Source organism: Pectobacterium polonicum (assembly GCF_005497185.1).
Lineage (GTDB): Bacteria > Pseudomonadota > Gammaproteobacteria > Enterobacterales > Enterobacteriaceae > Pectobacterium > Pectobacterium polonicum.
Map to the genome: position 1 here is coordinate 1 of NZ_RJTN01000010.1, position 24,619 is coordinate 24,619.

Here is a 24,619-nt window from a genome sequence, read left to right on the forward strand (position 1 = left end):
GCCCTTTGGTGAATGTCATGTCTGCATGGAAGCGACCGGGGTTTACAGCGAGCCGCTGGCCACCTTCCTGAGTGATGCGGGTTATGTCGTCAGCGTGGAAAATCCGGCGCGTATTAAATCCTTCGGTCGCAGCGAGCTGAGCCGTAACAAAACGGACAAAGGCGATGCACGTATGATAGCGCGCTATTGCGGTCAGCACTCTCCGGTGGAATGGCAGCCGATCCCGCTGAATGAAAGAAAACTCAGGGCTCTGGTAAACCGCCTGAATAATCTGCTGGAGATGAAGCAGATGGAAGAAAATCGTCTGGAGACAGCGGATGCAGTGGTGCAGCCTTCCATCAGCGAAGTGATAGCCATGCTGGATGCCCAGTCAGAAGAGACACGGCGGGCAATAAACGACCATATCGATAATGACCCGGGGCTGAGGAAAAACAGGAAACTGCTGGAGTCGATCCCCGGGATAGCAGGTGTGCTGAGCAGTACGCTGCTGGCGTATCTGGGCGATATGTCGAGGTTCAGCAGCAGTAAGGCGGTGGTGGCGTGGACAGGGCTGAATCCGATGCAGCAGGAGTCAGGACAGTGGAAGGGAAAAAGTCGGATCTCGAAGATGGGTAACAGCATAATGCGCCGCTCACTGTATATGCCAGCGATAGTTGCGATGCAGTATAACCCGGCGGTAGCTGCGTTGAGAGAGCGGATGAATGCCCGTAATAAGTCAGGGAAAGTGGTGGTGTGTGCAGCAATGAAAAAGCTGCTGCAACTGGCTTACGGGGTGCTGAAATCGGGTCGTCCGTTCGATGCTGAGATATGTCTTGCCAGATAGCTGGCAAGACGGTATCTAAATCCATGCTTAAGTGAACGGCATTAGTTGATGCGTGGCTGGTTTTTTTACTTTCTCAGCTTGTTGACCAAATAGTCGCTTAAAAACATAGAACCGATAAAGCAAAACGCGAAGACGGGGAACCATATACTCTCAGGGAGTAAATAGGTGACTGTGAGAAGAGAGATAACCCAGAGAATAAATGTCAGTATCATGGAAAGAATATCGAATAAAACAGATTTCACAGCCTTCAGCATAACGACATCATCCTAAAATTACTTTTCCCTTAATCGCTTACAACATACCACGCCATTTTTAGCAAAACATGGATTTTCCATACCGAGGCATAAGTTAAATCAATGGAATAATTTTGGTTTTATGCCATGATCCCGCCTCGTCTATAGGGGGATTTTTCCTCAGATTCGATAAAAACCAACGAGCGAATATCGGTTATGGCAACAGGCGCAGTGAAAGAAAATACAGTAGAAAAAAACGGTACAGAAAAGCGTCTTCCTTCGCTATTTGGCGGGTCGATGATTATTGCAGGGACGATTATCGGCGCGGGGATGTTTTCCCTGCCAGTGGTGATGTCGGGTGCCTGGTTTTTCTGGTCATTTGCCGTGTTGGTGTTTACCTGGTTTTGCATGTATCACTCGGGGTTAATGATACTGGAAGCGAACCTGAATTATCAGAGCGGTGCCAGCTTTGATACGCTGACCAAAGATCTGCTGGGTAAGCGCTGGAATGTCATTAACGGCATATCGATTGCCTTTGTCCTTTATATCCTGACCTACGCCTATATCTCGGCGAGTGGTTCCATTATCCATCACACGCTTGCAGAGATGTCGTTCGACTTCTCTGCCCGCCTCGGCGGCTGCCTGTTTGCGCTGTTTGTCGCGTTTACCGTTTGGTGGAGTACGTCGGCGGTGAGCCGCATGACCGCATTTTTTCTGGCGGCGAAGGTGCTGACCTTTTTCATGACGTTCGGTAGCCTGCTGTGGAACGTCAAGCCCTTGGTTTTACTCAATGTTGCGGAAGAAGCCCCCAGCTATCTTCCCTATGTGCTGATGACGTTACCCTTTTGTCTGGCCTCTTTCGGTTTTCATGGCAACGTTCCCAGTTTGGTGAAACATTACGGCCACAAGCCACAGGTAATCAAACGTTGCCTGTTTATTGGCAGCGTGCTGGCGCTGGTGATGTATGCCATCTGGCTGATTGGTACGATGGGAAATATTGCACGTCCTGATTTTATCGGGATTGCGGAGCGGGGCGGTAATATTGACGTTCTGGTGCAGACGCTAGGCGGGGTGTTGAACAGTCCTTATCTGGATGTGCTGCTCACTGTTTTTTCCAATTTTGCGGTTGCCTGCTCGTTTCTTGGGGTGACGCTGGGGCTGTTTGATTATCTGGCTGATTTGCTGAAATTTGACGATAGCCGAATGGGAAGAGCCAAAACGGCATTGGTGACCTTTCTGCCGCCTATTATCGGCGGCCTGCTGTATCCGAACGGTTTTATTTACGCGATTGGGTTTGCTGGGTTAGCCGCCACCGTATGGGCAGTGATTACACCCGCGTTGTTGGCGCTTGCGTCGCGCCGCCGCTTCGGTAGCCCGCTGTTCCGCGTGAGGGGCGGTAATGCGATGATCGCGCTGGTGCTGCTATTTGGTATTAGCACCGCGCTGATACATATTCTTTCCAGCCTCGATCTGCTACCCGTTTATCGCTAAGTCATATGCGCTTACCCACCTTGCCTGCTAAAGCAGAAGAGGCAGGATGGTGAGCGCCCAGATAACGACTCTCAGATGGCTATGACTTCCGCACCTGCTGCAACCACTTGTCCAGTTCATTCGCAAACTGCTGACGATCGCGCTGGTTCAAGGTGCTGGGGCCGCCGGTCTGTATCCCGCTGGCGCGCATGGTATCCATAAAATCCCGCATATTCAGGCGTTCCCGAATGGTATCTGGCGTATAGCGCTCGCCACGCGGGTTTAATGCGATGCCGCCTTTTTCTATCACTTCCGATGCCAGTGGAATATCGGCGGTGATCACCAGATCGCCCGTTTCAACGCGGCGTACAATTTCATTGTCGGCGACATCAAAGCCTGCGGAAACGCGCAGTGTACGAATAAAGCGCGATGGCGGCACCTTTATGGTTTGGTTGGCGACCAGCGTGACCGGTATTTGTGTGCGATCCGCCGCGCGAAAGAGCACTTCTTTGATGACGTTAGGGCAGGCGTCGGCATCGACCCAAATCTGCATGACTTATGTTTCCTTGTTGTGTGTATTACTTTCTGCCAGCCAGTCTCTGACGGGCAAGAAATCTTGATACAGCAGGGCTTCTGGACTATCAGGTTCAGGCTGGTGCTGGTACTCCCAGCGTGCCAGCGGCGGCATCGACATCAAAATGGACTCGGTACGCCCGCCGCTTTGCAGTCCAAACAGCGTACCGCGATCCCAAATCAGGTTGAATTCCACATAGCGGCCACGACGGTAGAGCTGAAATTCACGCTCGCGCTCTCCCCACGCCAGATCTTTACGCCGCTCGACGATGGGTAGGTAACCATCGAGGAACCCCTTACCGACCGCGCGAATGAAAGCAAAGCTGGTGGCAAAATCGGGTTCGTTCAGATCGTCAAAAAATAGCCCGCCGATACCACGTGCTTCGTTACGATGCTTGAGGAAGAAATAATCGTCGCACCACTTTTTGTAGCGCGGATAGACATCATCACCGAACGGCTGGCACAGGTCATGAGCGGTCTGGTGCCAGTGAACAGCGTCTTCTTTAAAACCATAATAGGGCGTGAGATCGAACCCGCCGCCAAACCACCAAACCGGTTCTTCTCCCGGTTTCTCGGCGACGAACAGACGCACGTTGGCGTGGCTGGTGGGAATGTAAGGGCTAAGTGGATGAATCACCAGCGACACGCCCATTGCCTGAAAGCTGCGCCCCGCCAGTTCAGGACGATGCGTGCTGGCCGACGGTGGCAACGACGTACCGGTCACATGGGAAAAATTTACGCCAGCCCGTTCAAAGAGGCGTCCGCCGGACAGCACGCGACTGCATCCACCACCGCCTTCGGCACGCTGCCATTCGTCCTCGGCGAAATCGGCTCCGCCATCGATCGCCGCAAGCTGCTGACAGATATCTTTCTGTAAGCTAAGTAAAAAATGTTTTACTGCGTTGATGTCAGACATAGTGGATATCTCGTTTCCATCGCGCTGGTGGCGCTATAATAAGGCGGACAGTATACCATCAATAAAATCGATCCCCGGTCACCTGTTGTGTGATTCCTGATAGCGGCGCGCAATTTGCGATTGCGTCTAATAAAAATCACGCGATAATCACGATTTACCTTATTGAAAAATGGCGACTGTGATGGAAATCCGCATATTCAGGCAGGATGACTTTGAAGCCGTGATCACCCTCTGGGAACGTTGCGATTTGCTGCGTCCGTGGAACGATCCTGAAATGGACATCGAACGTAAGCTTAATCACGATCCCGATCTGTTTCTGGTCGCAGAGGTGAATGGCGAAATCGTAGCATCGGTGATGGGCGGGTACGACGGCCACCGTGGATCTGCATACTATTTGGGCGTACACCCTGATTTTCGTGGGCGCGGCATTGCTAACGCGTTGATTAGCCGTCTTGAGAAAAAACTCATTGCCCGTGGTTGTCCGAAGATCCACCTGATGGTGCGTGAAGATAACGACGCGGTGATCGGCATGTATGAAAAACTCGACTATGAGATTGTCGATAGCGTGACGTTAGGAAAACGCCTGATTGAAGATCGGGAATATTGATTGTTATTTCAGCAGATTTACTGCTCCTATGTAAATTTAGCTCTTGATTAAAACAAAAGAAGAAGAGTAGCCTGTCCCGTGTCCTAGGACTTAGGACATTAAAGGGGGGGTTAAGATGAAAAGTCAAGATATTGGCCTAATGCTAAAACTCGTTTGCTTACAGCGACAAGAGGGTCGGCTGAAAAAAAAACCGTTGCAGGTTGCGTGCAGGGCTGAAATTTGGTGGGATTGGGAAATATCGGAAGAGTCATATGCTGGAATTACGGATCTTACGCCTACAGCAGGAATGGATGACTGGTTTATTGAACGCTATAGCGTTAGGGCATTGGCTATCGAAACAGGGATAAGCAAAAGCCAAGTCAGTTTATCTTTGAGAGAGATGACTGCTGTGGGACTCATAAAGCGGGATAGAAAGCTAAATGTGCCTCGAACTAACGTCAAGGCGCTTTCCGAATTTATTATATATGGATTGAGATATGTATTTCCTGCGAAGATGGGGGAACTGACTCGTGGTATTGCGACATCAATTGGTGCACCTGTGCTGGAAAATAAGCTAATAGGGGCGGGAGACGCAGTTCCCGTATGGCCTGATGCAAAAGGTAAAACGAAGGGACAATCTGTTGAGCCTTTATTCAAAACAGTGAGTTACGCTGTTCGACGCGATTCAGAAATGTATGCATTATTGGCACTGACTGATGCGATACGTATTGGGTTACCACGAGAACGTCACGTTGCATCGAATATGTTGATGAATTATATGAATGTAAATAATGAATAGCAAAATTCAAATAGAGATGCTGCGGTGTGTTGCTGAGGCTCTGGGATCTGAACTGTGTGAGAAAATGACTTTTGTCGGGGGGTGTACGACGAGCCTATTAGTGACGGATGAGTTTACTCAGGAGAATATACGACACACGGATGACGTCGATCTTATTGTCCATGTTATGGGGTATGCTGATTATTCAACATTGCAACAAACGCTTCAGGAACACGGTTTTAAAATTGATATTCCCGATGACGATGAGCCCATTTGTGCGATGAAATTGGGTGATTTACGCGTCGATTTTATGCCTGATGATGAGAGTGTATTAGGTTTTACAAATAGGTGGTATCGGAGAGCGGTAGAAACAAATAATTGTATTAAGTTAACGTCTGATATTTTCATTAACTTGATTTCTCCTGTTTATTTCATTGCAACAAAGTTGGAAGCCTATAATGGCCGGGGTAAAGGTGATCCGCTTGAGAGCAGAGATGTAGAGGATATTCTTAATTTAGTTGATGGGCGACAGGAGCTTATTTCAGAGCTTGCTATTGCTGAAGATGATGTGAAGAAATACATCAGTCAACAGATTGAGATTCTTCTTGGTGTTAGTGATTTTGACTATGCAATTCAAAGTCATGCTAATATGAATACGGCCCGTGAAAATGAATTGTATGAACGGTTGGATACGATAGTAAATATTGGAAAATAATATGCGTCTAAAATGGATTAGCCGTCAAGGATTGAGAAGAATAACTAACAAAGATGCTGTTTCCTTATATCAGAATGATTCTGTTTTTTTAGCAATACTTGTAGATTCCGCCGAAAAAAATAATGGATTGCATAAATCAGATTTTTCTAAACATTGGTCTCGCATCGTGATGGCTGGTTGTGTTGATTTTATTAATTTTTCATCAGCGTTAAAAATAGGATCTGATGAAATAATTAATATTATAAAGGAGGTTCAGAAATCTTTACGTAACTCTTATTTACATGACTCGGCAAGTTATATCATTATTTTGTTAGATAAAAGTAAATCTACGTTGACTGTTTTACATTGTGGTGATTGTTTGTTAGGTGAGTATCAGGATAACGGAATGATAAATTGGTTGGTTGAACCGCATAATGTTTATCAGCAGTATAAAAAGTTACCGATGGGAAGTTGTTTACCTGGCCCCCTCGAAAATACGCGTTTTACCCTGACCCGTTGTTTAAATGCTAAGCGCTTTAGCCCGCCAGAAATAAATCAAATTTGCGTATCAGGTAGGAAACGACTCTTTTTATCAACTGATGGCTATTGGGCAGAGCATGTTGCAAACGGAATAAGCTGGGATAGCCTTGAAGATGATGCGAGTGTGTTGGCAATTGATTTTTCAGCGACCGGGATTACGCGAATCTATAGTGACTGTGAAAATCTTGCTGATTATACTATCACTGTTTAACAACGTATTGCACCTCGTCGTAGTCTTAGGTTGTGAGGCTACGGACGTCATTCCATCGATGCTAACCCGCTATTCCTGCACTGTTTCTCCCCCTCTACTCCCCGTTTTAAGTTTCTGGTAGCGCACTTTTTTCATTTTACCTCAACATGTTACTTCAATTTGTAATGATATTGCGTGCAACTTGTTAGACTTTGTGGGTAACAGTTTTTATTTGTAAAACGATTCTCATTTGTATTATTATTTATTAATGTTGCCCGATCGGCCTTGACATGTTTTTTCGTGTTCCGATCTTGCTTGCATTTTATCGCCTGGAAGATTGTGACTGCACTACTGACACCAGGAAGTTGACGTTCAAGAGATGGAGCTGGATAGTGAGTCGTGAAAATCTTCAAGGGGCTTTACCGGGTGCTAATCACTCTGGTGGCAGTGCATTGCTGACGCCTTCTCTTGCTCATTCTTCTGCGGCCACGTTGACTTCTGATGCCCCTAACTGGCGTTCTCTCGCTTTTTTTGTGTTGTCCTGCGTAGCGCATGCCATGCTGGCGGCTTTCTTTTTGTGGCATTATTCCCCGAAGGAAAACATTGAAGATATGGCGGGAAATGCAGGCGGCAGCATGCAGGTAACGATGATGGCGGCCGCGATGTCACAGGTAGCTGAAGCGGCACCACCACCAGTTGAACCTCCCGTTGCCCAACACACCCCTGTGGTTATGCCGATTTTAACGCCCTTACCCGAACACCCCAATCCCGTCATTAAACAGCCTGTCATTGAACGTAAACCTGTTACGCCTGTAGCGGAAAAAAAACCGTCCGTGCGTGAGAGAAAGCAGCCTGAGAACAAACCAAAAGAACAACAACAGGCTACGCAGCAGCAGACAGAAAAAAAGGGCGAGTCTCCCGTAGCGACGAATCAGGCCGGTGATACGCCTTCACCGCTGCCGTCCTCCATGGGTATGCCGGGCAGTGCGGCAACGGCCAAGGCCGGAGAGAGCGAAAGCGGCCAAGCGGCTCACGGCGCGGGGAAAAGCAACAGCCAAAATTTCAAAGCGCTGCATCGCCGCGTGAATTATCCCTCTCGGGCAAAAGCGCTGGGTGTGGAAGGAAAAGTACGTGTCAAATTCGATATTACCGGTAGCGGTACGGTCACTAACGTACAGATTCTGTCTGAAACGCCAGACGGTGTATTTGGTGATGACGTGGTGAAAGACATGGCGCGCTGGCGCTATCGGACGGAGGTGCCGGTGGAGAATCAGGTGGTTTCCATCGTTTTCAAACTGAATGGACACATTCAGGTTGATGACAAGTAGTAAGTATTATCTGTAGCACACACAACAATAATTTTATTTTTCAATAATTGGTTTTATTGGGGATTTTAAATAAATGAATAAGAACGTCTATTTAATGATGCTGCTGTCATTATTATCAGGGGCTGCGCTTGCGCAGCAGAATGGCACCTCTGTCGATGAAAATCAGCAGAAGAAAAATGCAGAAACCGAAGAGGAACAGCAAAGTGATTCCGCTTCGGAAAATGGCGAAGATACGATTTTAGTCCGCTCAACCCCGACCAGTCAGTCGATGGGAACGCAGATCATTAATGCTGAGCAGATTAAAAAAATGCCGACCGGAAACGGTTCGATACCAGAGTTATTAAAGAATAACGCTGCTGTGCAGTTCTCGAACACAGCGAATAGCAGCAATACGCCGGGCGAGTTGGCTCCAGAGAACGTCTCGTTCCACGGCGAGAAATTTTATAACAATAATTTTATGATCGATGGGTTATCGAATAATAGCAATATCAACCCTGGAGCCAATAAGGGTCAGCTAGATACTGATCCTGATGGTTATAATGCGACAGATCTACCCGCCGGTGGGACACAGTTGTTCTGGATTAACTCGGAGCTGATTGAGTCGCTGGAAGTATTTGATAGCAACATATCCGCTAAGTACGGTGATTTTACTGGCGGTGTGGTGGATGCCAAACTGATGGACCCTAAACTGGATAATGTATTTGGCAAGGTTTCTTACCGTACCTCGAACGATAGCTGGACGAGTTATCACGTTGATTCCAACATTAGCGAAAACTTCTATTCTGCTACTAACCTTTACTATCAACCAAAATTTAAGAAGCAGTTCTATTCAGCCACCTTTAATCAGCCGTTGAGTGATAAAGCAGGCTTTATTTTTGCCTATAACCGTCAGCAGTCAGATATTCCCTATTATCATCAGTATTTGCAACAGTGGGACGATCAGGAGCGAGTGAGTGAAACCTACCTGCTAAAAGGCGTCTATCTGGCGGATAATGGTGATATTGTTCGCATGATGGGCATGTATTCTCCGCACGAATCTAAGTATTACAAAAGAGATGCAAAAAACGGGGCATTTACCAACACGGGGGGGGGCTATCGCTTCAATATGGAGTGGGAGCACAACGCTAGTTGGGGGAAAATGACCAGTCTGGCGGGCTATCAGTCTGAGCAGAACAAGATTGAACATGAATCTAATGAATTTATTACTTGGACCCACAATGTACCTTCGTTAGGTTTTGTCTCCCCGTCATTGGATTGGCAATCGTCAATTCGCACCTCACAGATTGGTGGTTATGGCACATTTGCCACGGAAAAAAATACCACCACATTGAAGCAGAATTACGAACTTAACCCGGCCTTCTTATTGGGGATGACCCATCAGGTCGATTTCGGCTGGCAGGCTGACTTTGCGAGTGCACAGTACCGTCGTTTTCAGGATGCTTATAGCGCCAATGTTGGGTTTAATGCTACCAACATTAATCCCGGTGTTGTATGTCTACCCGGAGATAAACTGTGTATTCCCGGTGAGCAGTTTGCAGGCACGCGTACACTCTTTCCCGCCCGTTCGGTGCAAGTCAGCTACAACAGCTATGCTGCCTATCTGCAAAACAGCATGAGCTATGGTCGGCTGGAAGTGACCCCTGGCGTGCGTGTTAGCTACGATGATTTCCTGGAAAATCTGAACTTCGCCCCCCGTTTTTCTGCCTCTTACGATGTCTTCGGCGATCGGTCAACACGTCTGTTTGGTGGGGCGAATCGCTATTATGGCTCGGGTATGCTGTCATATAAGCTGCGTGAGGGTATTGGCACGAATATCGTGCAAAGGCGCACCTCGTCCACTGCACCGTGGGCTTCCAATCCCTCAAGAATTACGGGTAGTAATTATACCGTTTCTGATTTAAACACGCCTTATAGTGATGAAGTAACGCTAGGGCTATCGCAGCGAGTCATGAATACGGTATGGACGGCAAAGTGGGTTAATCGTCAGGGGAAAGATCAATTTGGCTCTGAATCAAAGACCATTGATGGGCAACGTTACCGCGTGATGAATAATGAGGGGCGGACAGAGGGGAACACATTGTCTCTGGAAGTGCAGCCAATCAGCCCACATCGTTTCAGTTTTGCTGAAGTGAACTGGAAACTGGGTGCTGGTATTGCGAAAAATAAAGTTAATTCGATCGCTTACTACGATGATACGAATACCGATGAGAGTCGGGTGATTGTTGATAATAAGTTGATGTATAAGGGCGATATGGATGCGATGGATTTCAATACCCCTTGGACGGCTTTCCTGAACGTGGATACTTACTTCCCAGCGATTCGCCTCAATTGGGGACAGCGAGTAGGCTATACCTCTGGTTATAAAGGATATACGCCGCTGCCATTAGATACGTTGTGTCCTGGTGGTAGCCCTGCCTGTAACGCCGACCCTGGCTTTACGGGCGGTGCGAAAGAATATCTCTCTACCACATATGACGATTTTATCTCCTATGACTGGCGTTTTTCTTACTCTCAGCCGGTATACAAAACTCAGACACTGGACATCACGCTGGATGTGCTGAACGTTCTGGATAACGTAGTTGAAACGCAGCAGAAGACGAATATTAATACGACGATAGTAACCTACAAACCCGGCCGTCAGTTCTGGCTTGGCGTTGCTTACACCTGGTAAATCCTATGCCCCGTCATTCGTCGCATGCTGACGTATGACGGGGCATTTTGCATTTTGCATATGTGTGCTCAGACATTGCCTTACAGGCAAAAATAAAAACGAAAAGGTTGTTATGAACTGGAAGAGATGTTGCTGGTTATCGCTAACGGCTGTCGGCCTGCTAGCGGGAAGCGTTGCGAGCCAGGCCGAAGAAATAAAAAGCCCGTTACCGGTTATTAAAGAAGGCACGCTGGCGAATGGATTGCGCTACACCCTCGTGCCGCTGGAAGGGACGAAGACGCGGGTCGATATTCGCCTGATTGTTGATGTCGGTTCGATTGATGAAAAAGACAACGAATCCGGCGTGGCGCACATGGTAGAGCATATGGTGTTTCGCGCCAGCGAGGCGTTTCCTCAAGGTGTGAGTACGGAACTGCATAAACAGGGCTGGGTTCGAGCGCAGAGCTATAACGCCGTGACCAACTACGAGCGCACCATGTACATGATGAGTCCGCCGAAAGGGAATCGCGATCTGGGAACGTCCTTGCAGGCGCTGAGCCAGATGACGGGTCATGCCAAGCTGTTACAAAGCGATCTGGATGACGAGCGTAAAATTATTCTGGAAGAGTGGCGTGGCAAGCTGGGCGTGGCAGAACGCATGAACCAGCAGCGCGTACAGGCGATTCGTCATGATTCCCGTTATCCTTCGCGCCCGACGATTGGCACCGAACAGTCGATTAACGAGACGCCAGCCAGCGTGCTACAGGATTTCTATCAACGTTGGTATCACCCGTCGAATATGCGTTTGATGATCATGGGTGACATCACGCCTGCGGATGCGGAACGCGACATTCAACGCTATTTTGCATCGCTGCCGAATGTTGCGGTGCCAGCCCGTGATTACTATGAACCGTCACTGAAACCGCAGCGTAAAGTGGCGCGTTTGCAGGATAGCCAAAGCGGCAGTAGTCAGGTGTCGTTTGTCTATCGTTTCAATGATAAAGACGCATTTGGCCAATCAGACTTCCGCCACCGTTTGCTTACGCAAATCACCCTGTCTGCGGTAACCCGTCAGGTACGTCGACAGCAAGCTGAGCTGCCGCAAGACGCCAGTAGTCTGGTGGTGCGTAAATCGGATATTGGTAAAACCACCGCCGCACTGGGCTTTTTCGCCAATGTGATGCCGGGAGGCCATGACGCTGCGATTTCTGCCGTATTGAAAGAAATTGAGCGGTTAAAACGCTATCCGCTAAACGAGCAGGACATCACGGAGATCGCCTCCGACATTCGTGAAGTTGCGCAGCGTATGAGTACCACCCCTGAAACACGCGAATTTTCAGACTGGGTTCAGCAGTTGACCATCGTCTGGCAGCAGGATCGCCCGTATGTCGGTAGCCAGCAGCGCGGTAAAGACGCGCTGGCAGCGCTGGACACCATCACTGCTGAAGATGTCAACCGCCATCTGCAACGCTGGTTAGCTTCGCCAGATACGCTGGTGCAGTTTAGCGTGCCGGGCGCGACGCCTTTCACGTTGCCGAAGCCGGATGCGATTCTTAAATTGCAGAAACAGTGGGCGGTGGCAACATTGGCACCGTTGCAGGTAGAAAAAGAGAAAGTCATCCCTGAGCTTCCTGCTGTGACGCAAAGCGGAAAGCGCACCGCGGTGAAAACCTTTGCTGCACAAAAGGTAGAACAGTGGCAACTGAGCAACGGCGATCGCGTTGTGTGGCTGCGTGCGCCGGAGGCGGGTAAAAAAGTGTATCTCACCGCGACGAGTCAGGCTGGTTTCATGGCAGCCTCGCTGAATCCGTGGCAGGCACAGTTGGCGAGTCAATTGGTCAATCAAAGCGGGCCAGCAACATGGAGCGGAGAAGCGCTCAGTAACTGGAAAAAGGAAAAAACGCTGTCGCTGAGCATCGCTCAGGAAGCGGATCAACTGACGCTGAGCGGGAACGCGCCGATTGAACAGCTGGCAAATCTGCTAGGGCTATACCGTGAGCTGAATGTGGCACCGGGAATCGATCCTGAGGTGATGAAAGAGAGCATGATGAGTCTGGCGCGTCAGAAGGCCAATGATGATCAGTCCGTCGGTGGAAAACGTGCTAGCGATATTGCCAAGCTGCGCTTTGGTGGGCCAGCCTGGCAGCAGCCTGAAATTACCGAGCTGAAACAAATCTCAGCGCCAGCGCTGCTCTCTCAGTGGCATAAAGCCGCTTTTGCACCGGTCACCTACTATCTGATTGCAGATATGCCTGCTGCACAGATTTTGCCGCAGGTTGAACGTTATCTGGCGACCATTCCACGTCAGCCTGCCAGCGACGTGAAGTTACATTTGGCGCTGCCGGGTAAACGTGAGGCGACATCGGCTATCAATATCGAGCCGCGTGCCGATATCCTGACCTGGAGTTTCACTCCGCATACGTGGACGCCGCAGGCCGCGGTGCAGGTGAGCATTGCCCGCAATATTGCGAATAAATACCTCAAAACCAGCCTGCGTGATGACGCACTGGGTATTTACCGTATGCGTGTCGATAGCGAACTGGAAGATAAAAAACAGCGTATTGAGACGGAAGTGAGTTTCAGCAGCGCGCCTGAACGTGCGCAGGAGCTGTGGAAACTGGCCGAGCACGTTTTTGCTGAACTGCCGTCAACGATTACGCAGCAGGATGTGGACGAACAAAAAGCACAATTCATCCGTGCGGAAAAAGGGCGTCAGGGCGATCTGACCACGATACAGCGCCGTCTGCTGCTGAGCTATCGCCACTATGACGATCCGCGCTATTTGAGCAGCGTCGCTAAACTGGCAGACAGCATCACGCTGGAAGGCGTTCGCGCAATGTCGGCGAAGCTGTATAACCCAGATAACCGAGTGCTTTACATCACTTTGCCGCAAGAGGTGAAAGAGTGAAGAAAGCAATGGCACAGTTTGTCGATCTCTGCCGTCCCTTTTGGGGCGGTAAGCGGAGCTGGCAGGCGTGGTTACTCTTGTTTATCGCCATTGGGATGGGCGGGATGATTGTCTATCTCAATGTGTTATTAAACGAGTGGAGTAAGACGTTTTATGATGCGTTAGGTGCATTCGACAGCAGTTTATTGCTTTCTCTGATGAAAGAATACGGTATTTACATCCTGCTCTATATTGGGTCGATCGTGTATCAGGAATGGTTTACCAAACTGCTCATTATCCGCTGGCGCAGTGCGTTAACCGCAGAGATGGTGGACAGTTGGTTGGCGAAGCGGGCATTTTATCGTATGTCGGTGGCGGGCAAGATTGATAACCCCGATCAGCGTATTGCCGAAGATATCAACCTGTTCGTCGACAAAGCCGTTAGCCTAGTGGTGGAGTTTTTGATCGTCACGGCACGCTTGTTTTCTTTCGTCGTTATCCTGTGGGGATTGTCGGGCGTTCAGCGCTTTACCCTATTCGGTGAAGAGTGGGTAATCAAAGGCTATCTGGTTTGGATCGCGATTCTGTATACGCTGATCGGCAGCCTGATCACGCATGTGGTCGGGAAGCGCCTGCATGATATTAATTATGAGAAGCAAAAAGCGGAGGCTGATTTCCGTGCCGCGTTGCTGCGTAAGCATGATAACGCTGAGCAAATTGCGCTATACGGTGGTGAAGCGCAGGAGAAAAGCCACCTTCAGCGCCATTTCTCTGCCATCGTGTCGAACTGGGGACGTTTTATGAATGCCGAACGTAATCTGGGCTTTTTCACCACGGGCTATATGCGTGTGAGCCAGATTGTGCCGGTCTTTGCTGCCTTGCCAGCCTTCCTGAGTAAGACGGTAACGCTGGGGGGATTGATGCAGATTCGTGGGGCGTTTGCGCAAGTACACGGTGCGCTGAGCTGGTTTATCCATAAATACAAAGAGTTCGTGATTCTGTCCGCCAGTATGGCGCGTTTGAGCCAGTTTAAGGAAGAGATCAAACGTCATCAGTCTGAACAGGCTGATGCGGCAGTAGGGCAGGATTTGCGCATTGAGCAACTCTCCTTTACTACGCCACAGGGTTCTCCTCTGCTGCAAAATGTGGATCTGAGTTGCGAAGCGGGTAGCTGGAGTAAATTTTCTGGCCGCAGTGGGCTGGGGAAATCAACGTTGCTACGCACGCTAAACGGTTTGTGGCCGTATTACGATGGTCGCTGGCAGTCGCTCGAAGGTCGCAGCCTGCTGCTACCGCAGCAAAGCTATTTAGGACAGGGTACGCTGGCAGAGATTCTCTGTTATCCCTATCCGCCGCTGGCTGACAGCGAGATGCTGCGCCAGACGCTGGATAGCGTCGGGCTGGGGGCGTGGCGCGATCGTTTAAGTGAGCAACTGAACTGGGATCGGGTGTTTTCCGGCGGCGAGCGGCAGCGTGTTGCCTTTGCCCGTGCGCTGATTGCCAAACCCGATACACTCTATCTGGATGAAGCGACCAGTAATTTGGATCATGACTCTGCCAGACAGCTTCTGGCGCTCGTCAAGCTGGCGTTACCGATGTGTACCGTGGTAGCCATTACGCACCAGACGGAATTGGACGATCTGTTCCCGCATCGTTATGACCTAACCGATTTTGCCTCACAGCGCAGTTGATGTTACCTACAGACCTTCCGGTTATCGGAAGGTCTGTGGTTCTGGTTGGTTTCCCCCTATAATCCCCCGCAGGATTATTCCGTCTTTCACGGCACTTTTCGTCGCTTGCAGACTCCAACTCCCATCTTGCTCGGGGGACTGATGACGGAAGTCGTTCAATTTTGAGGAGTACACACCATGAATTCTCGCTCGCTATCTTTGGGGTTACCGCTCGTGTTGGGTTTACCGCTACTGCTGACCGGATGCAGTACGCTTTCCAATTTTTCCTGGTCCAGCCTATCGCCGTTTAACTGGTTCGGCAGTTCGTTGCAGATCACGGATGCGGGCGTCGGTGGCATTAATGCGGGTACGCCGTTATCTGAAGGCGCGTTACGGAACGCGTTGGATGGCAGTTATCAACTGCGTAGTGGAATGGGGACATCCAACGGTCAACTGGTCGCATTTTATCAGGCGCTGGATGGTAAAGAGGTGAAGATGATCATCAGCGGCCAGCCGAAGGGCAGCGTGCGCAAAGTTGAAGTCATGGACCCGGCTATTGACAGTGCCGGTGGCGTGAAAATCGGTGATGCCTTTAGCAATACCTACAGCAAAGCCTTTGAGTCTTGTCAGTTGGGGCAGGGTGATGATGCGCGAGGCGTTGAATGTGCCGCGCCCCAGAGCACGCATATCAGCTACGTTTATTCCGGCGAGTGGAGCGGCCCAGAAGGCTTGATGCCGCCCGACGATATCCTGAAAAACTGGAAAGTGAGCAAAATAGTGTGGCATGCGCAGGCGCGTAACACATCCGTTTTATAACGGGGCGTCTTGGCGTTAACGGACTAATTTGTCTTCACGCAAGGTAAAATCCAGGCGGCTTCCGGTATGATACCCGTGCCGCCTGATTTTTTTCGGCAGCCGTATTTGCTGTAACCACAGTAGTAAACCATAACAACAAAAGAAAAAACTGACGCTTGAGGAAGCAGAAATGACACCAATTCAAAGCGGTATTTTAATGGAACACCGCCGTTTTGCCATTTTTATGGAAGCGATGATTCAGGGAGAGTTTGATGCTATCCGGCAGGGATGCAAAAAATTCTGTCAGACATTACAAGATTTGCAGCAGCAGTATCCCGATGCCGGGTTAGGCGCGGTACTGGCGTTTGGTAACGATGTTTGGCGCGATCTGGACTGTAACCATAGTGCGACGGAGCTGAAGTCGTTTACGCCGCTGGGTAAAGGGCTTGCCCCAGCAACGCAGCGCGATCTGTTGATCCATATCCAATCGCTCCGCCATGACGTTAACTTCACGCTGGCACAGGCTGCGCTGGCCGCGTTTGGTAGCGCAATTCGTATTGAAGAAGAGACGCACGGTTTCCGCTGGGTGGAAGATCGCGACTTAAGCGGTTTTATCGACGGTACGGAAAACCCACAGGGTGAGGCACGGCACGCCGTGGCAATTATCCCTGAAGACCAGCCGGATGCAGGTGGCAGCTACGTGTTTACCCAACGCTGGGAACACAATCTGAAGCAGTTGCAGCGTTTTAGCGTGGAACAACAGGAACAGATGATCGGGCGCACTAAGCAGGATAACGAAGAGCTGTCTTCGGATCAGCGTCCTGTAACCTCACACCTTAGCCGCGTGGATTTAAAGGAAGATGGCAAGGGGCTGAAAATCCTGCGTCAGAGCCTGCCTTATGGCACCGCGAGCGGCAAGAACGGGCTTTATTTCGTCGCCTACTGTGCGCGTCTGCACAACATTGAACAGCAGTTGCTAAGTATGTTCGGCGATCGTGACGGCAAACGTGACGATATGCTGCGCTTTACTAGAGCGGTCAGCGGCAGCTATTTCTTCGCGCCGTCTTTGGCGAAGCTATTGTCACTGTAAGGTTTGACGCGTTTTCCTGATGCCTGTATTCATGCAGGCATCAATGTTTTGCATCGGCTATCTTGCCGCGTTTTTCTCTTTTCTTTCCCCTCTTTTTTGCTGCGATCTCTCACTGTGGTGTTATGCCCTTTAGCGCTTAAAAACTCCGAAATATTATATATAAAGGTTATATGTTAACCGCCACTTCCCCCTACACTGATTTACGCGAATACGCGCATTCCAATATCGGTTATTCACACGATAGCTCCCATAACAAAGCCTACCGAATAGGCGCTAACTCTGGCAGGACATAAGATGAATCAAGTACAGGTGAAAGGCTGGCTGGTGAAGGGTTCTCTGGCGCTGTCATTGCTGCTGGGTGGGCAGAGCGCAGTCTCCGCTACCGAGCTGCTGAACAGCTCTTATGATGTGTCTCGTGAGCTATTTGTGGCGCTCAATCCCGGCTTTGAAAAGCAGTGGTTGTCGCAGCATCCCAACGATCCACTCACGATCAAACAATCGCATGCGGGTTCATCTAAACAGGCGCTGGCTATCCTGCAAGGGTTGAAAGCCGATGTGGTGACCTACAATCAGGTGACGGACGTCCAGATCCTACACGATCGCGGGCAACTGATTCCTGCTGACTGGCAGGCGCGTTTACCAAATAACAGCTCTCCGTTCTATTCCACCATGGCGTTTCTGGTTCGCAAAGGTAATCCCAAAGGGATTCACGACTGGAACGATCTGGTGCGTGATGACGTTAAGCTGATTTTCCCGAATCCGAAAACCTCTGGCAATGCCCGTTATACCTACCTTGCGGCCTGGGGCGCGACCAGTAAAGCCAACGGTGGCGATGAGGCCAAAACTCGCGAGTGGGTAACGCGTTTTCTGGCGAACGTCGCGGTATTTGATACCGGCGGCCGTGGCGCAACCACCACATTTGTGGAGCGCCAATTGGGGGATGTATTGATCAGCTTTGAATCCGAGGTGAATAACATTCGTAATCAGTACGGTGCAGAGAATTACGAGGTGATCGTGCCGAAGGTTAACGTATTGGCGGAATTCCCGGTGGCGTGGATCGATAAGAATGTGGAGAAGAATGGCACCGAACAGGCGGCAAAAGCCTATCTGAATTATCTCTATAGCCCAGACGCGCAAAAGGTGATCACCGATTTTTACTACCGTGTGAACAACCCTGAATTGGCGCAAACGCTAAAATCTCGCTTCCCTGAAACCACGTTGTTCCGTGTGGAAGATCAGTTTGGCTCGTGGCCACAGGTGATGAAGACCCATTTCGACACCGGTGGTGAATTGGATAAACTGCTGGCGGCTGGTCGTCAGTAATGTCTTTGGGTTCAGGTAAACGGGTGCTGCCGGGATTCGCGCTGAGTCTGGGCAGTAGCCTGCTTTTCGTCTGTCTGATTCTACTGCTGCCCTTAAGTGCGCTGGTGATGCAACTCTCAGAGATGAGTGTGACGCAGTACTGGGCGGTGATCTCCAACCCGCAGGTGGTGGCGGCTTACAAGGTCACGCTCTTGGCGGCAGGGCTGGCGACGGTATTCAATGCCGGATTCGGTCTGTTAATGGCGTGGATTCTGACGCGCTATCGTTTTCCCGGTCGAGCCTTGCTGGATGGGTTGATGGATTTACCCTTTGCGCTCCCCACTGCCGTGGCGGGGCTGACGCTGGCCGCGCTGTTTTCAACAACGGGCTGGTACGGCGCATGGCTGGCAGAATACGGCATTAAGGTGTCCTATACCTGGCTGGGTATTACGGTTGCGATGGCGTTCACCAGCATTCCTTTTGTGGTGCGTACTGTGCAACCGGTGTTGGAAGATCTGGGGCCGGAATACGAAGAGGCGGCACAAACGCTGGGGGCGAATCGCTGGCAGTGTTTTCGTTACGTCATTTTACCAGAGTTAACGCCAGCGCTATTAACGGGCACCGCGCTGTCGTTTGCCCGTAGTCTGGGCGAATTTGGTGCGGTTATCTTTATTGCAGGGAATATTGCCTGGCAGACAGAAGTCGTTTCGCTGATGATTTTTATCCGTTTGCAGGAATTTGATTTCCCTGCTGCCAGCGCGATTGCCTCTGTCGTGTTAGCCTCATCCTTATTGATACTGTTTGCCGTCAACGTGTTGCAAAGCCGTTTTGGTCAACGGACCCGGAGCGTGTAATGGCAGAGATACCGACTGTGACTCCGCAGCGCAAATCTCATCCGGTGCGGCAGGAACGTAACGGGGCGAGAGCCGCGCTGATTGCGTTGGGCGTGATATTATCGCTCATCATGCTGGTCATCCCCTTAGTGTCAATTTTTGCCGCTGCGCTGTCGCACGGACTGGGGGGCGTCTGGCGTAACCTGAGCGATCCTGACATGCTGCATGCCATTGGCCTCACGCTGCTGGTGGTCGCGATTGTCGTACCGGTGAATCTGGTGTTTGGTACGCTGCTGGCGTGGCTGGTCACGCGCTTTCAGTTTCCGGGGCGGCAACTGCTGCTCACGCTGATCGACATTCCTTTTGCCGTCTCGCCGGTGGTGGCAGGTTTGCTCTATCTGCTCTTTTACAGCACCAACGGCCCGGTTGGCGGCTGGCTGGATGAGCAGGGGATACAGCTGATGTTTGCCTGGCCGGGCATTGCGCTGGTGACGATATTCGTGACCTGTCCGTTTATGGTCAGGGAGCTGGTTCCGGTGATGATGAGTCAGGGGAGTCAGGAGGAAGAGGCTGCTGTGCTACTCGGTGCGTCAGGTTGGCAGGTGTTCTATCGGGTAACGCTACCGAATATTCGCTGGGCGCTGCTGTATGGTGTGGTGCTGACGAATGCCAGAGCAATAGGTGAGTTTGGTGCCGTATCCGTGGTGTCGGGCTCGATTCGTGGCGAAACCTACACGCTGCCGCTACAGGTTGAATTATTGCATCAGGATTATAACAGCGTGGGGGCGTTTACTGCGGCGGCGTTGTTGACCGTGATGGCGATACTGACGCTGTTCATCAAGAGCGCCTTGCAGTGGCGTGTAAAACGGCAAATGGCGCAAGGGCGGGAACAACATCCGCCTGAAAAGCAGTAAATTGAGATTGCTGGCAAAGTCAGATTTTAGGGGAAACACAGGGATGAGGTTCCCGTAGGGATACCTCGCCCTGTGGTAGCTCCGTGTATCTCGAATTAACCATCATGGGTTTGTCAGCAACGTTAATTTTATCGTTCACTCCGTAAGTGGGTGAGACTTTTTAGGACTCAACTTGTGACAACGCTTGAGCATTGTATTGGTAATACCCCGCTGGTGAAATTGCAGCGCCTGACGCAGGGATTGAACAGTGAAATCTGGCTGAAGCTGGAAGGGAATAACCCAGCCGGATCGGTAAAAGATCGGGCTGCACTCTCGATGATCCAGCAGGCGGAGAATCGCGGAGATATCGCTCCCGGTGACAGGCTGATCGAAGCGACCAGTGGGAATACCGGTATTGCGTTGGCGATGATTGCGGCGGTGAAAGGTTATCGACTACGCCTGCTGATGCCAGACAACATGAGCTATGAACGCCAGACCGCGATGCGCGCGTATGGTGCAGAACTGGTGTTGGTTAACCGCAAGCTGGGGATGGAAGGGGCGCGGGATCGCGTGAAACAGATGGTGTTGGCGGGAGAGGGGAAAACGCTCGATCAGTTCAATAACCCAGACAACTCGCTGGCGCATTTTCTCACGACGGGCCCAGAAATCTGGCAACAGACGGCGGGTAAGCTGACTCATTTTATTTCCAGCATGGGGACAACCGGCACGATCTCTGGGGTCAGCCGCTATCTGAAGCAGCAGAATCCTGAAATCTGTACAGTCGGGTTACAGCCTGCGGAAGGAAGCCATATTCCCGGCATTCGCCGCTGGACGCCGGATTATATGCCGGGCATCTTCCGCGCCGATCTGGTCGATCGCATACTGGATATGACACAGGTGGATGCAGAGAATACGCTGCGGCAGCTGGCGCGTCAGGAAGGTATTTTCTGCGGCGTCAGTTCCGGCGGTGCGGTGGCTGGCGCACTGCGGCTTGCGGAGGAAAACCCCGGTAGCGTGATTGTGGCGATCGCCTGCGATCGCGGCGATCGGTATCTGTCCACCGGGGTATTTGATTAACGTTACTCGTCATACTTCACATTGCATGTGCGTTGGCTATTCACGCTCCAGCGCATGAATCGGTTCCATCCGCGCGGCGCGGCGAGCAGGGAAGAAGCCGAAGATAATGCCAATCAGGCTGGAGCACAGGAACGCGGCAATGATCGAGGCGCTGGAATAGATCATCGAAAAATTGCTGCTGAACTGTGCGAATAGCACGCCGATTCCCAACGACAGCGCGACGCCCACGATGCCGCCGAACAGGCAAACCAGCACGGCTTCGATAAGAAACTGCTGCATGATGTCGCTGGTGCGCGCGCCAACCGCCATGCGAACGCCGATCTCTCGGGTTCGTTCTGTGACGGATACCAACATGATGTTCATCACGCCGATACCGCCGACCAGCAGCGAAATCAGGGCGATCATCGACACCAGCAGTGCGAGTGTGGTGGTGGTTTTCTCGATCATCTGGCGGATGTTGTCGGTGTTCATGATAAAGAAGTCTTTCGTACCGTGCCGCTGCGTCAGCAGCGTGGTGATGTTCTTCTCGGCGATGTTCATATCAATATTGTCTTTTACCCGCACCGTAATGCTTCGCAGGTAGGACTGCCCGACCATGCGTTTCATCACCGTGGTGTACGGCACCCACACGTTCAGATTTTCATCGCTACCGAAGCCGCCCTGGTTCTTGCTGACGACACCGATAATCCGCACGGGTAGCGAGCCCAGCAAAATCACTTGCCCAATGGGGTCCTCGCCGTGGGGAAAGAGCTTATCGCGCGTATTTTTGTCAATCACCGCATCCTGAGTCAGTTGATCGACGCTGCTGCGTGGGAAAAGCACGCCGCGATCTACTGTGTAGCCACGCACGGTGAAGAACTGTTCGCCCACCCCAGAAACGCTGGCGGAAACGGCGATGTTACCGTAGCGCATGGTGACGCTGGTGGAGATGGAGGGCGTGACGCTATGCACGTAGGGCTGCTGTGTCAGTGGCTGAATATCGCTGGCGCGCAGCGTCTGGATAGCGCTGGCATCCATGTCGCCGAAGTCTTTGCCGGGAAAAATTTCCAGCGTGCTCGTGCCCATCGAATTGATATCGGCCAGCACTTGCTCCTGTGAACCTTTTCCCAGCGCGACGACCGAGACGACAGACGCAATGCCGATGATGATGCCGAGCATGGTCAGAAAGGTGCGCATCCGCTGGGCGTTCATCGCCAGCAGCGCCATTTTAAACGCATCGATAAAGCGATCTTTGAACTGATTCAGGGCAGAGGTGGTAGGAGACACGGTGTCCGGTAATGGCACGGTAACTTCTTCAGGGCGCGTTTGTCGATCGGCAATCACTTCGCCATCGCGCAGCTCGATGATGCGCTGTGCGTGTTCGGCGATCGTCATATCGTGCGTGACGATCACGACCGTGTTGCCCTGTTTGTGCAGGTCGCGGAGTATGCTCAGGACCTCGTTGCCGCTGTGGGTGTCCAGCGCGCCGGTCGGCTCATCAGCCAGAATAATGCCACCGCTGTTCATCAGCGCCCGTGCGATACTCACGCGCTGTTGCTGACCGCCGGAAAGCTGGCTAGGCCGATAGTGAAGGCGATTTTCCAGCCCAAGTTTGGTCAGCAGGTCTGCCGCCCGCTGACGGCGCGTCAGTCTGCTCTTCCCAGCATAAATCGCAGGGACTTCGACATTCTCGAGTGCAGTCAGGTCACCAAGCAGGTGGTAGCGTTGGAAAATAAAGCCAAAGTGTTCGCGGCGCAGTTCAGCCAACTGGTCGTTATCCAATTCACCAACGGCGCGTCCTGCTACCTGATAGTCACCGGCGGACGGCTTATCCAGGCAGCCGAGAATATTCATCAGCGTGGATTTTCCCGATCCTGACGCCCCGACAATCGCCACCATTTCTCCCTGATTGAGGGTCAGATTAATGTCTTTAAGAACGGTAACGTCCTGTTCGCCGTTGGAAAAACGGCGGGTGATGCCAGTCAGCTTAAGCAAAGATGTAGACATGCGTTACATCCCCATCGGCGGGCCGGGATGCGTGGAGGTTACATCGCCGGGAGAGGGACTGACAACGATCTGTTCCCCGACGCTGAGCCCCGAACGAATCTGGGTGCGCACGTTATCATTGAGGCCAAGCGTGACCAGACGCGATTCAACTTTCTTGTTCGCATTGACGACCTGCACGTACCACATGCCATTGCGCAAGGTTAACGCCGTCGCCGGGACGACAATGGCATTTTTCACCGAAGACAGCAAAATATTGACCTGTGCCGTCATTGAAATACGCAATACGCCATCAGGATTTTGCACATCGAACTGACCATTGTAATAAATTGCGGTACTGGATGAGGAGCTGGAACTGCTTGTACTGGATGACGTCGTTGTCGAGTCCGTGTTGATGGAGTCCGGCGCGGGCTCAATCGAACTCAGCGTAGCTTCATAACGCTTATTCGGTTCACCCAGAATGCTGAACCAGACCGGCATGCCGGTTTTCACCTTAACGACGTCGGCTTCTGAGATTTTTACCTTGATGGTCATGGTGTCTAAATTGGCGACTTTAGCAATGGTCGGCGTAGTCTGGATCGCATTCACCGTTTGGCCTGCTTCTACGGGAATCGCCACCACCGTGCCATCCATCGGCGAGCGAATTTGGGTATATCCCAGATTCACTTTGGCGGTGTTAACGGTGATCTGTGCCTGAACGATTTGGGCGTCTAGCGCGTCGATATTGGCTCTGGTGGCATCGAGCGTTGCCTTCGCACTGTCGTAATCGGCCTGTGCGCCCACACCGCGCTTCATCAGCATCTGCTGACGTTGCCAGCTTAATTCGTTATTACGCAATTCTGCCACTTTGGCAGCCCGCTGAGCCTGAATGTTTTTCAGCGCCGCTTCGCCATTCTTTAAGGTGTCCTGCTGCGTGAGGTCATCAATCTCGGCGATCAATTGCCCTTTTTTCACCTTATCGCCGAGTTCGACGTGCAGTGCTTTGATTTGTCCTGAGGCTTGAGCACCAACGCTAACTTGCTTCTGCGCCTCAATTTTTCCATCGGCGAGTACCGTTTGTTCGAGATCCGCGATCTCTGCGGCAGTGGTGATCGCGTTTGGTACGGGCGATGGCTTGCTGAAAAACAGATGAATAAGTACGGCAGTAGCAATGAGGCCTAGTGCGATCATCGCACGGCGTCGTGTAAAAAATCGTGATTGCATCAGGGGGAGTCGTCCTTAATGAATGCATCTGTATCCGTCATACTTCAAGTTGCATGTGCGTTGGCTGCGCTTAGTCACCCGAATCACTTACCTGAGTAAGCTCAT

20 protein-coding genes are annotated in these 24,619 nt (G+C 51.2%); 16 read left to right on the forward strand and 4 right to left on the reverse strand.

Translation table 11 applies throughout. The features are described from left to right. Together EDI29_RS11710 and mtr are read left to right on the forward strand one after the other, a co-directional pair. Nucleotides 1-823, forward strand: an 823-nt coding sequence (locus EDI29_RS11710) for an IS110 family RNA-guided transposase (protein ID WP_193555660.1), incomplete at its 5' end; no start/stop codon positions are given. Between the two features lie 449 nt (nt 824-1,272). Further along, the gene (gene mtr / locus EDI29_RS11715) at nt 1,273-2,547 is read left to right on the forward strand and encodes a tryptophan permease (RefSeq protein WP_137741054.1); all 1,275 of its coding nucleotides are present in this window, start codon (nt 1,273-1,275) and stop codon (nt 2,545-2,547) included. A gap of 79 nt (nt 2,548-2,626) precedes the next feature. On the opposite strand, the gene EDI29_RS11720 is transcribed toward mtr, so the two are convergent. Next, complete coding sequence (locus EDI29_RS11720; RefSeq protein ID WP_137741055.1) at nt 2,627-3,079, reverse strand: YaiI/YqxD family protein; 453 nt, start codon at nt 3,077-3,079, stop codon at nt 2,627-2,629. 3 nt (nt 3,080-3,082) lie between these two features. After that, nucleotides 3,083-4,015: an oxygen-dependent coproporphyrinogen oxidase gene (gene hemF, locus EDI29_RS11725; RefSeq protein ID WP_137741056.1), complete on the reverse strand. Its 933-nt coding sequence runs from the start codon at nt 4,013-4,015 to the stop codon at nt 3,083-3,085. Between the two features lie 181 nt (nt 4,016-4,196). Between hemF and EDI29_RS11730 the strand changes: the two genes are divergently transcribed. The 14 genes from EDI29_RS11730 (at nt 4,197) to cysM (ending at nt 21,328) form a co-directional block, all read left to right on the forward strand. After that, the gene (locus tag EDI29_RS11730) at nt 4,197-4,622 is read left to right on the forward strand and encodes a GNAT family acetyltransferase (protein ID WP_107170338.1); all 426 of its coding nucleotides are present in this window, start codon (nt 4,197-4,199) and stop codon (nt 4,620-4,622) included. Between the two features lie 115 nt (nt 4,623-4,737). After that, nucleotides 4,738-5,400, forward strand: a complete 663-nt coding sequence (locus tag EDI29_RS11735) for a hypothetical protein (RefSeq protein WP_137741057.1) — start codon at nt 4,738-4,740, stop codon at nt 5,398-5,400. Continuing rightward, nucleotides 5,393-6,094 carry a hypothetical protein gene (locus EDI29_RS11740; protein ID WP_137741058.1) on the forward strand — a complete coding sequence of 234 codons (702 nt, stop codon included), beginning with the start codon at nt 5,393-5,395 and terminating at the stop codon, nt 6,092-6,094. The genes EDI29_RS11735 and EDI29_RS11740 overlap by 8 nt, the downstream gene beginning before the upstream one ends. Before the next feature lies 1 nt (nt 6,095). Further along, nucleotides 6,096-6,824 (forward strand): hypothetical protein, encoded by a 729-nt coding sequence (locus tag EDI29_RS11745; protein WP_137741059.1) that lies wholly within the window; start codon nt 6,096-6,098, stop codon nt 6,822-6,824. Nucleotides 6,825-7,195: 371 nt separating this feature from the next. Further along, nucleotides 7,196-8,131 (forward strand): TonB family protein, encoded by a 936-nt coding sequence (locus EDI29_RS11750; RefSeq protein WP_137741060.1) that lies wholly within the window; start codon nt 7,196-7,198, stop codon nt 8,129-8,131. Nucleotides 8,132-8,204: 73 nt separating this feature from the next. Beyond that, nucleotides 8,205-10,802 carry a TonB-dependent receptor plug domain-containing protein gene (locus EDI29_RS11755; RefSeq protein ID WP_137741061.1) on the forward strand — a complete coding sequence of 866 codons (2,598 nt, stop codon included), beginning with the start codon at nt 8,205-8,207 and terminating at the stop codon, nt 10,800-10,802. Between the two features lie 112 nt (nt 10,803-10,914). Beyond that, nucleotides 10,915-13,689 (forward strand): M16 family metallopeptidase, encoded by a 2,775-nt coding sequence (locus EDI29_RS11760; RefSeq protein WP_137741062.1) that lies wholly within the window; start codon nt 10,915-10,917, stop codon nt 13,687-13,689. Beyond that, nucleotides 13,686-15,359 (forward strand): ABC transporter ATP-binding protein/permease, encoded by a 1,674-nt coding sequence (locus EDI29_RS11765; RefSeq protein ID WP_137741063.1) that lies wholly within the window; start codon nt 13,686-13,688, stop codon nt 15,357-15,359. The genes EDI29_RS11760 and EDI29_RS11765 overlap by 4 nt, the downstream gene beginning before the upstream one ends. 177 nt (nt 15,360-15,536) lie before the next feature. Next, nucleotides 15,537-16,154: an RpoE-regulated lipoprotein gene (locus EDI29_RS11770; protein ID WP_137741064.1), complete on the forward strand. Its 618-nt coding sequence runs from the start codon at nt 15,537-15,539 to the stop codon at nt 16,152-16,154. 169 nt (nt 16,155-16,323) lie between these two features. After that, nucleotides 16,324-17,223: a Dyp-type peroxidase gene (locus EDI29_RS11775; protein WP_137741065.1), complete on the forward strand. Its 900-nt coding sequence runs from the start codon at nt 16,324-16,326 to the stop codon at nt 17,221-17,223. Nucleotides 17,224-17,517: 294 nt separating this feature from the next. After that, complete coding sequence (locus tag EDI29_RS11780; protein ID WP_137741066.1) at nt 17,518-18,546, forward strand: sulfate ABC transporter substrate-binding protein; 1,029 nt, start codon at nt 17,518-17,520, stop codon at nt 18,544-18,546. Beyond that, a complete protein-coding gene (cysT, locus tag EDI29_RS11785; RefSeq protein WP_137741067.1) occupies nt 18,546-19,379 on the forward strand; it encodes a sulfate/thiosulfate ABC transporter permease CysT in 834 nt (277 codons plus the stop codon). The genes EDI29_RS11780 and cysT overlap by 1 nt, the downstream gene beginning before the upstream one ends. Further along, on the forward strand, nt 19,379-20,272 hold the full coding sequence (cysW, locus tag EDI29_RS11790; protein WP_137741068.1) for a sulfate/thiosulfate ABC transporter permease CysW: 894 nt from the start codon (nt 19,379-19,381) through the stop codon (nt 20,270-20,272). Before cysT ends, cysW begins: the two co-directional genes overlap by 1 nt. A 174-nt stretch (nt 20,273-20,446) precedes the next feature. Beyond that, a complete protein-coding gene (gene cysM / locus EDI29_RS11795) occupies nt 20,447-21,328 on the forward strand; it encodes a cysteine synthase CysM (RefSeq protein ID WP_137741069.1) in 882 nt (293 codons plus the stop codon). Between the two features lie 36 nt (nt 21,329-21,364). Here the strand turns inward: cysM and EDI29_RS11800 are convergent, their stop codons facing one another. Together EDI29_RS11800 and EDI29_RS11805 are read right to left on the reverse strand one after the other, a co-directional pair. Beyond that, nucleotides 21,365-23,314, reverse strand: coding sequence for a MacB family efflux pump subunit (locus EDI29_RS11800; RefSeq protein ID WP_137741070.1), 1,950 nt, complete (start codon nt 23,312-23,314; stop codon nt 21,365-21,367). 3 nt (nt 23,315-23,317) lie between these two features. Continuing rightward, complete coding sequence (locus tag EDI29_RS11805; protein ID WP_137741071.1) at nt 23,318-24,514, reverse strand: efflux RND transporter periplasmic adaptor subunit; 1,197 nt, start codon at nt 24,512-24,514, stop codon at nt 23,318-23,320. Nucleotides 24,515-24,619 lie beyond the last annotated feature (105 nt).

Bases quoted from the DNA above. Each gene is read 5' to 3' on its own strand.
- mtr (WP_137741054.1), top strand. From the start codon at position 1,273: ATGGCAACAGGCGCAGTGAAAGAAAATACAGTAGAAAAAAACGGTACA.
- EDI29_RS11720 (WP_137741055.1), bottom strand. From the start codon at position 3,079: ATGCAGATTTGGGTCGATGCCGACGCCTGCCCTAACGTCATCAAAGAA.
- hemF (WP_137741056.1), bottom strand. From the start codon at position 4,015: ATGTCTGACATCAACGCAGTAAAACATTTTTTACTTAGCTTACAGAAA.
- EDI29_RS11730 (WP_107170338.1), top strand. From the start codon at position 4,197: ATGGAAATCCGCATATTCAGGCAGGATGACTTTGAAGCCGTGATCACC.
- EDI29_RS11735 (WP_137741057.1), top strand. From the start codon at position 4,738: ATGAAAAGTCAAGATATTGGCCTAATGCTAAAACTCGTTTGCTTACAG.
- EDI29_RS11740 (WP_137741058.1), top strand. From the start codon at position 5,393: ATGAATAGCAAAATTCAAATAGAGATGCTGCGGTGTGTTGCTGAGGCT.
- EDI29_RS11745 (WP_137741059.1), top strand. From the start codon at position 6,096: ATGCGTCTAAAATGGATTAGCCGTCAAGGATTGAGAAGAATAACTAAC.
- EDI29_RS11755 (WP_137741061.1), top strand. From the start codon at position 8,205: ATGAATAAGAACGTCTATTTAATGATGCTGCTGTCATTATTATCAGGG.
- EDI29_RS11760 (WP_137741062.1), top strand. From the start codon at position 10,915: ATGAACTGGAAGAGATGTTGCTGGTTATCGCTAACGGCTGTCGGCCTG.
- EDI29_RS11770 (WP_137741064.1), top strand. From the start codon at position 15,537: ATGAATTCTCGCTCGCTATCTTTGGGGTTACCGCTCGTGTTGGGTTTA.
- EDI29_RS11775 (WP_137741065.1), top strand. From the start codon at position 16,324: ATGACACCAATTCAAAGCGGTATTTTAATGGAACACCGCCGTTTTGCC.
- EDI29_RS11780 (WP_137741066.1), top strand. From the start codon at position 17,518: ATGAATCAAGTACAGGTGAAAGGCTGGCTGGTGAAGGGTTCTCTGGCG.
- cysT (WP_137741067.1), top strand. From the start codon at position 18,546: ATGTCTTTGGGTTCAGGTAAACGGGTGCTGCCGGGATTCGCGCTGAGT.
- cysW (WP_137741068.1), top strand. From the start codon at position 19,379: ATGGCAGAGATACCGACTGTGACTCCGCAGCGCAAATCTCATCCGGTG.
- EDI29_RS11800 (WP_137741070.1), bottom strand. From the start codon at position 23,314: ATGTCTACATCTTTGCTTAAGCTGACTGGCATCACCCGCCGTTTTTCC.
- EDI29_RS11805 (WP_137741071.1), bottom strand. From the start codon at position 24,514: ATGCAATCACGATTTTTTACACGACGCCGTGCGATGATCGCACTAGGC.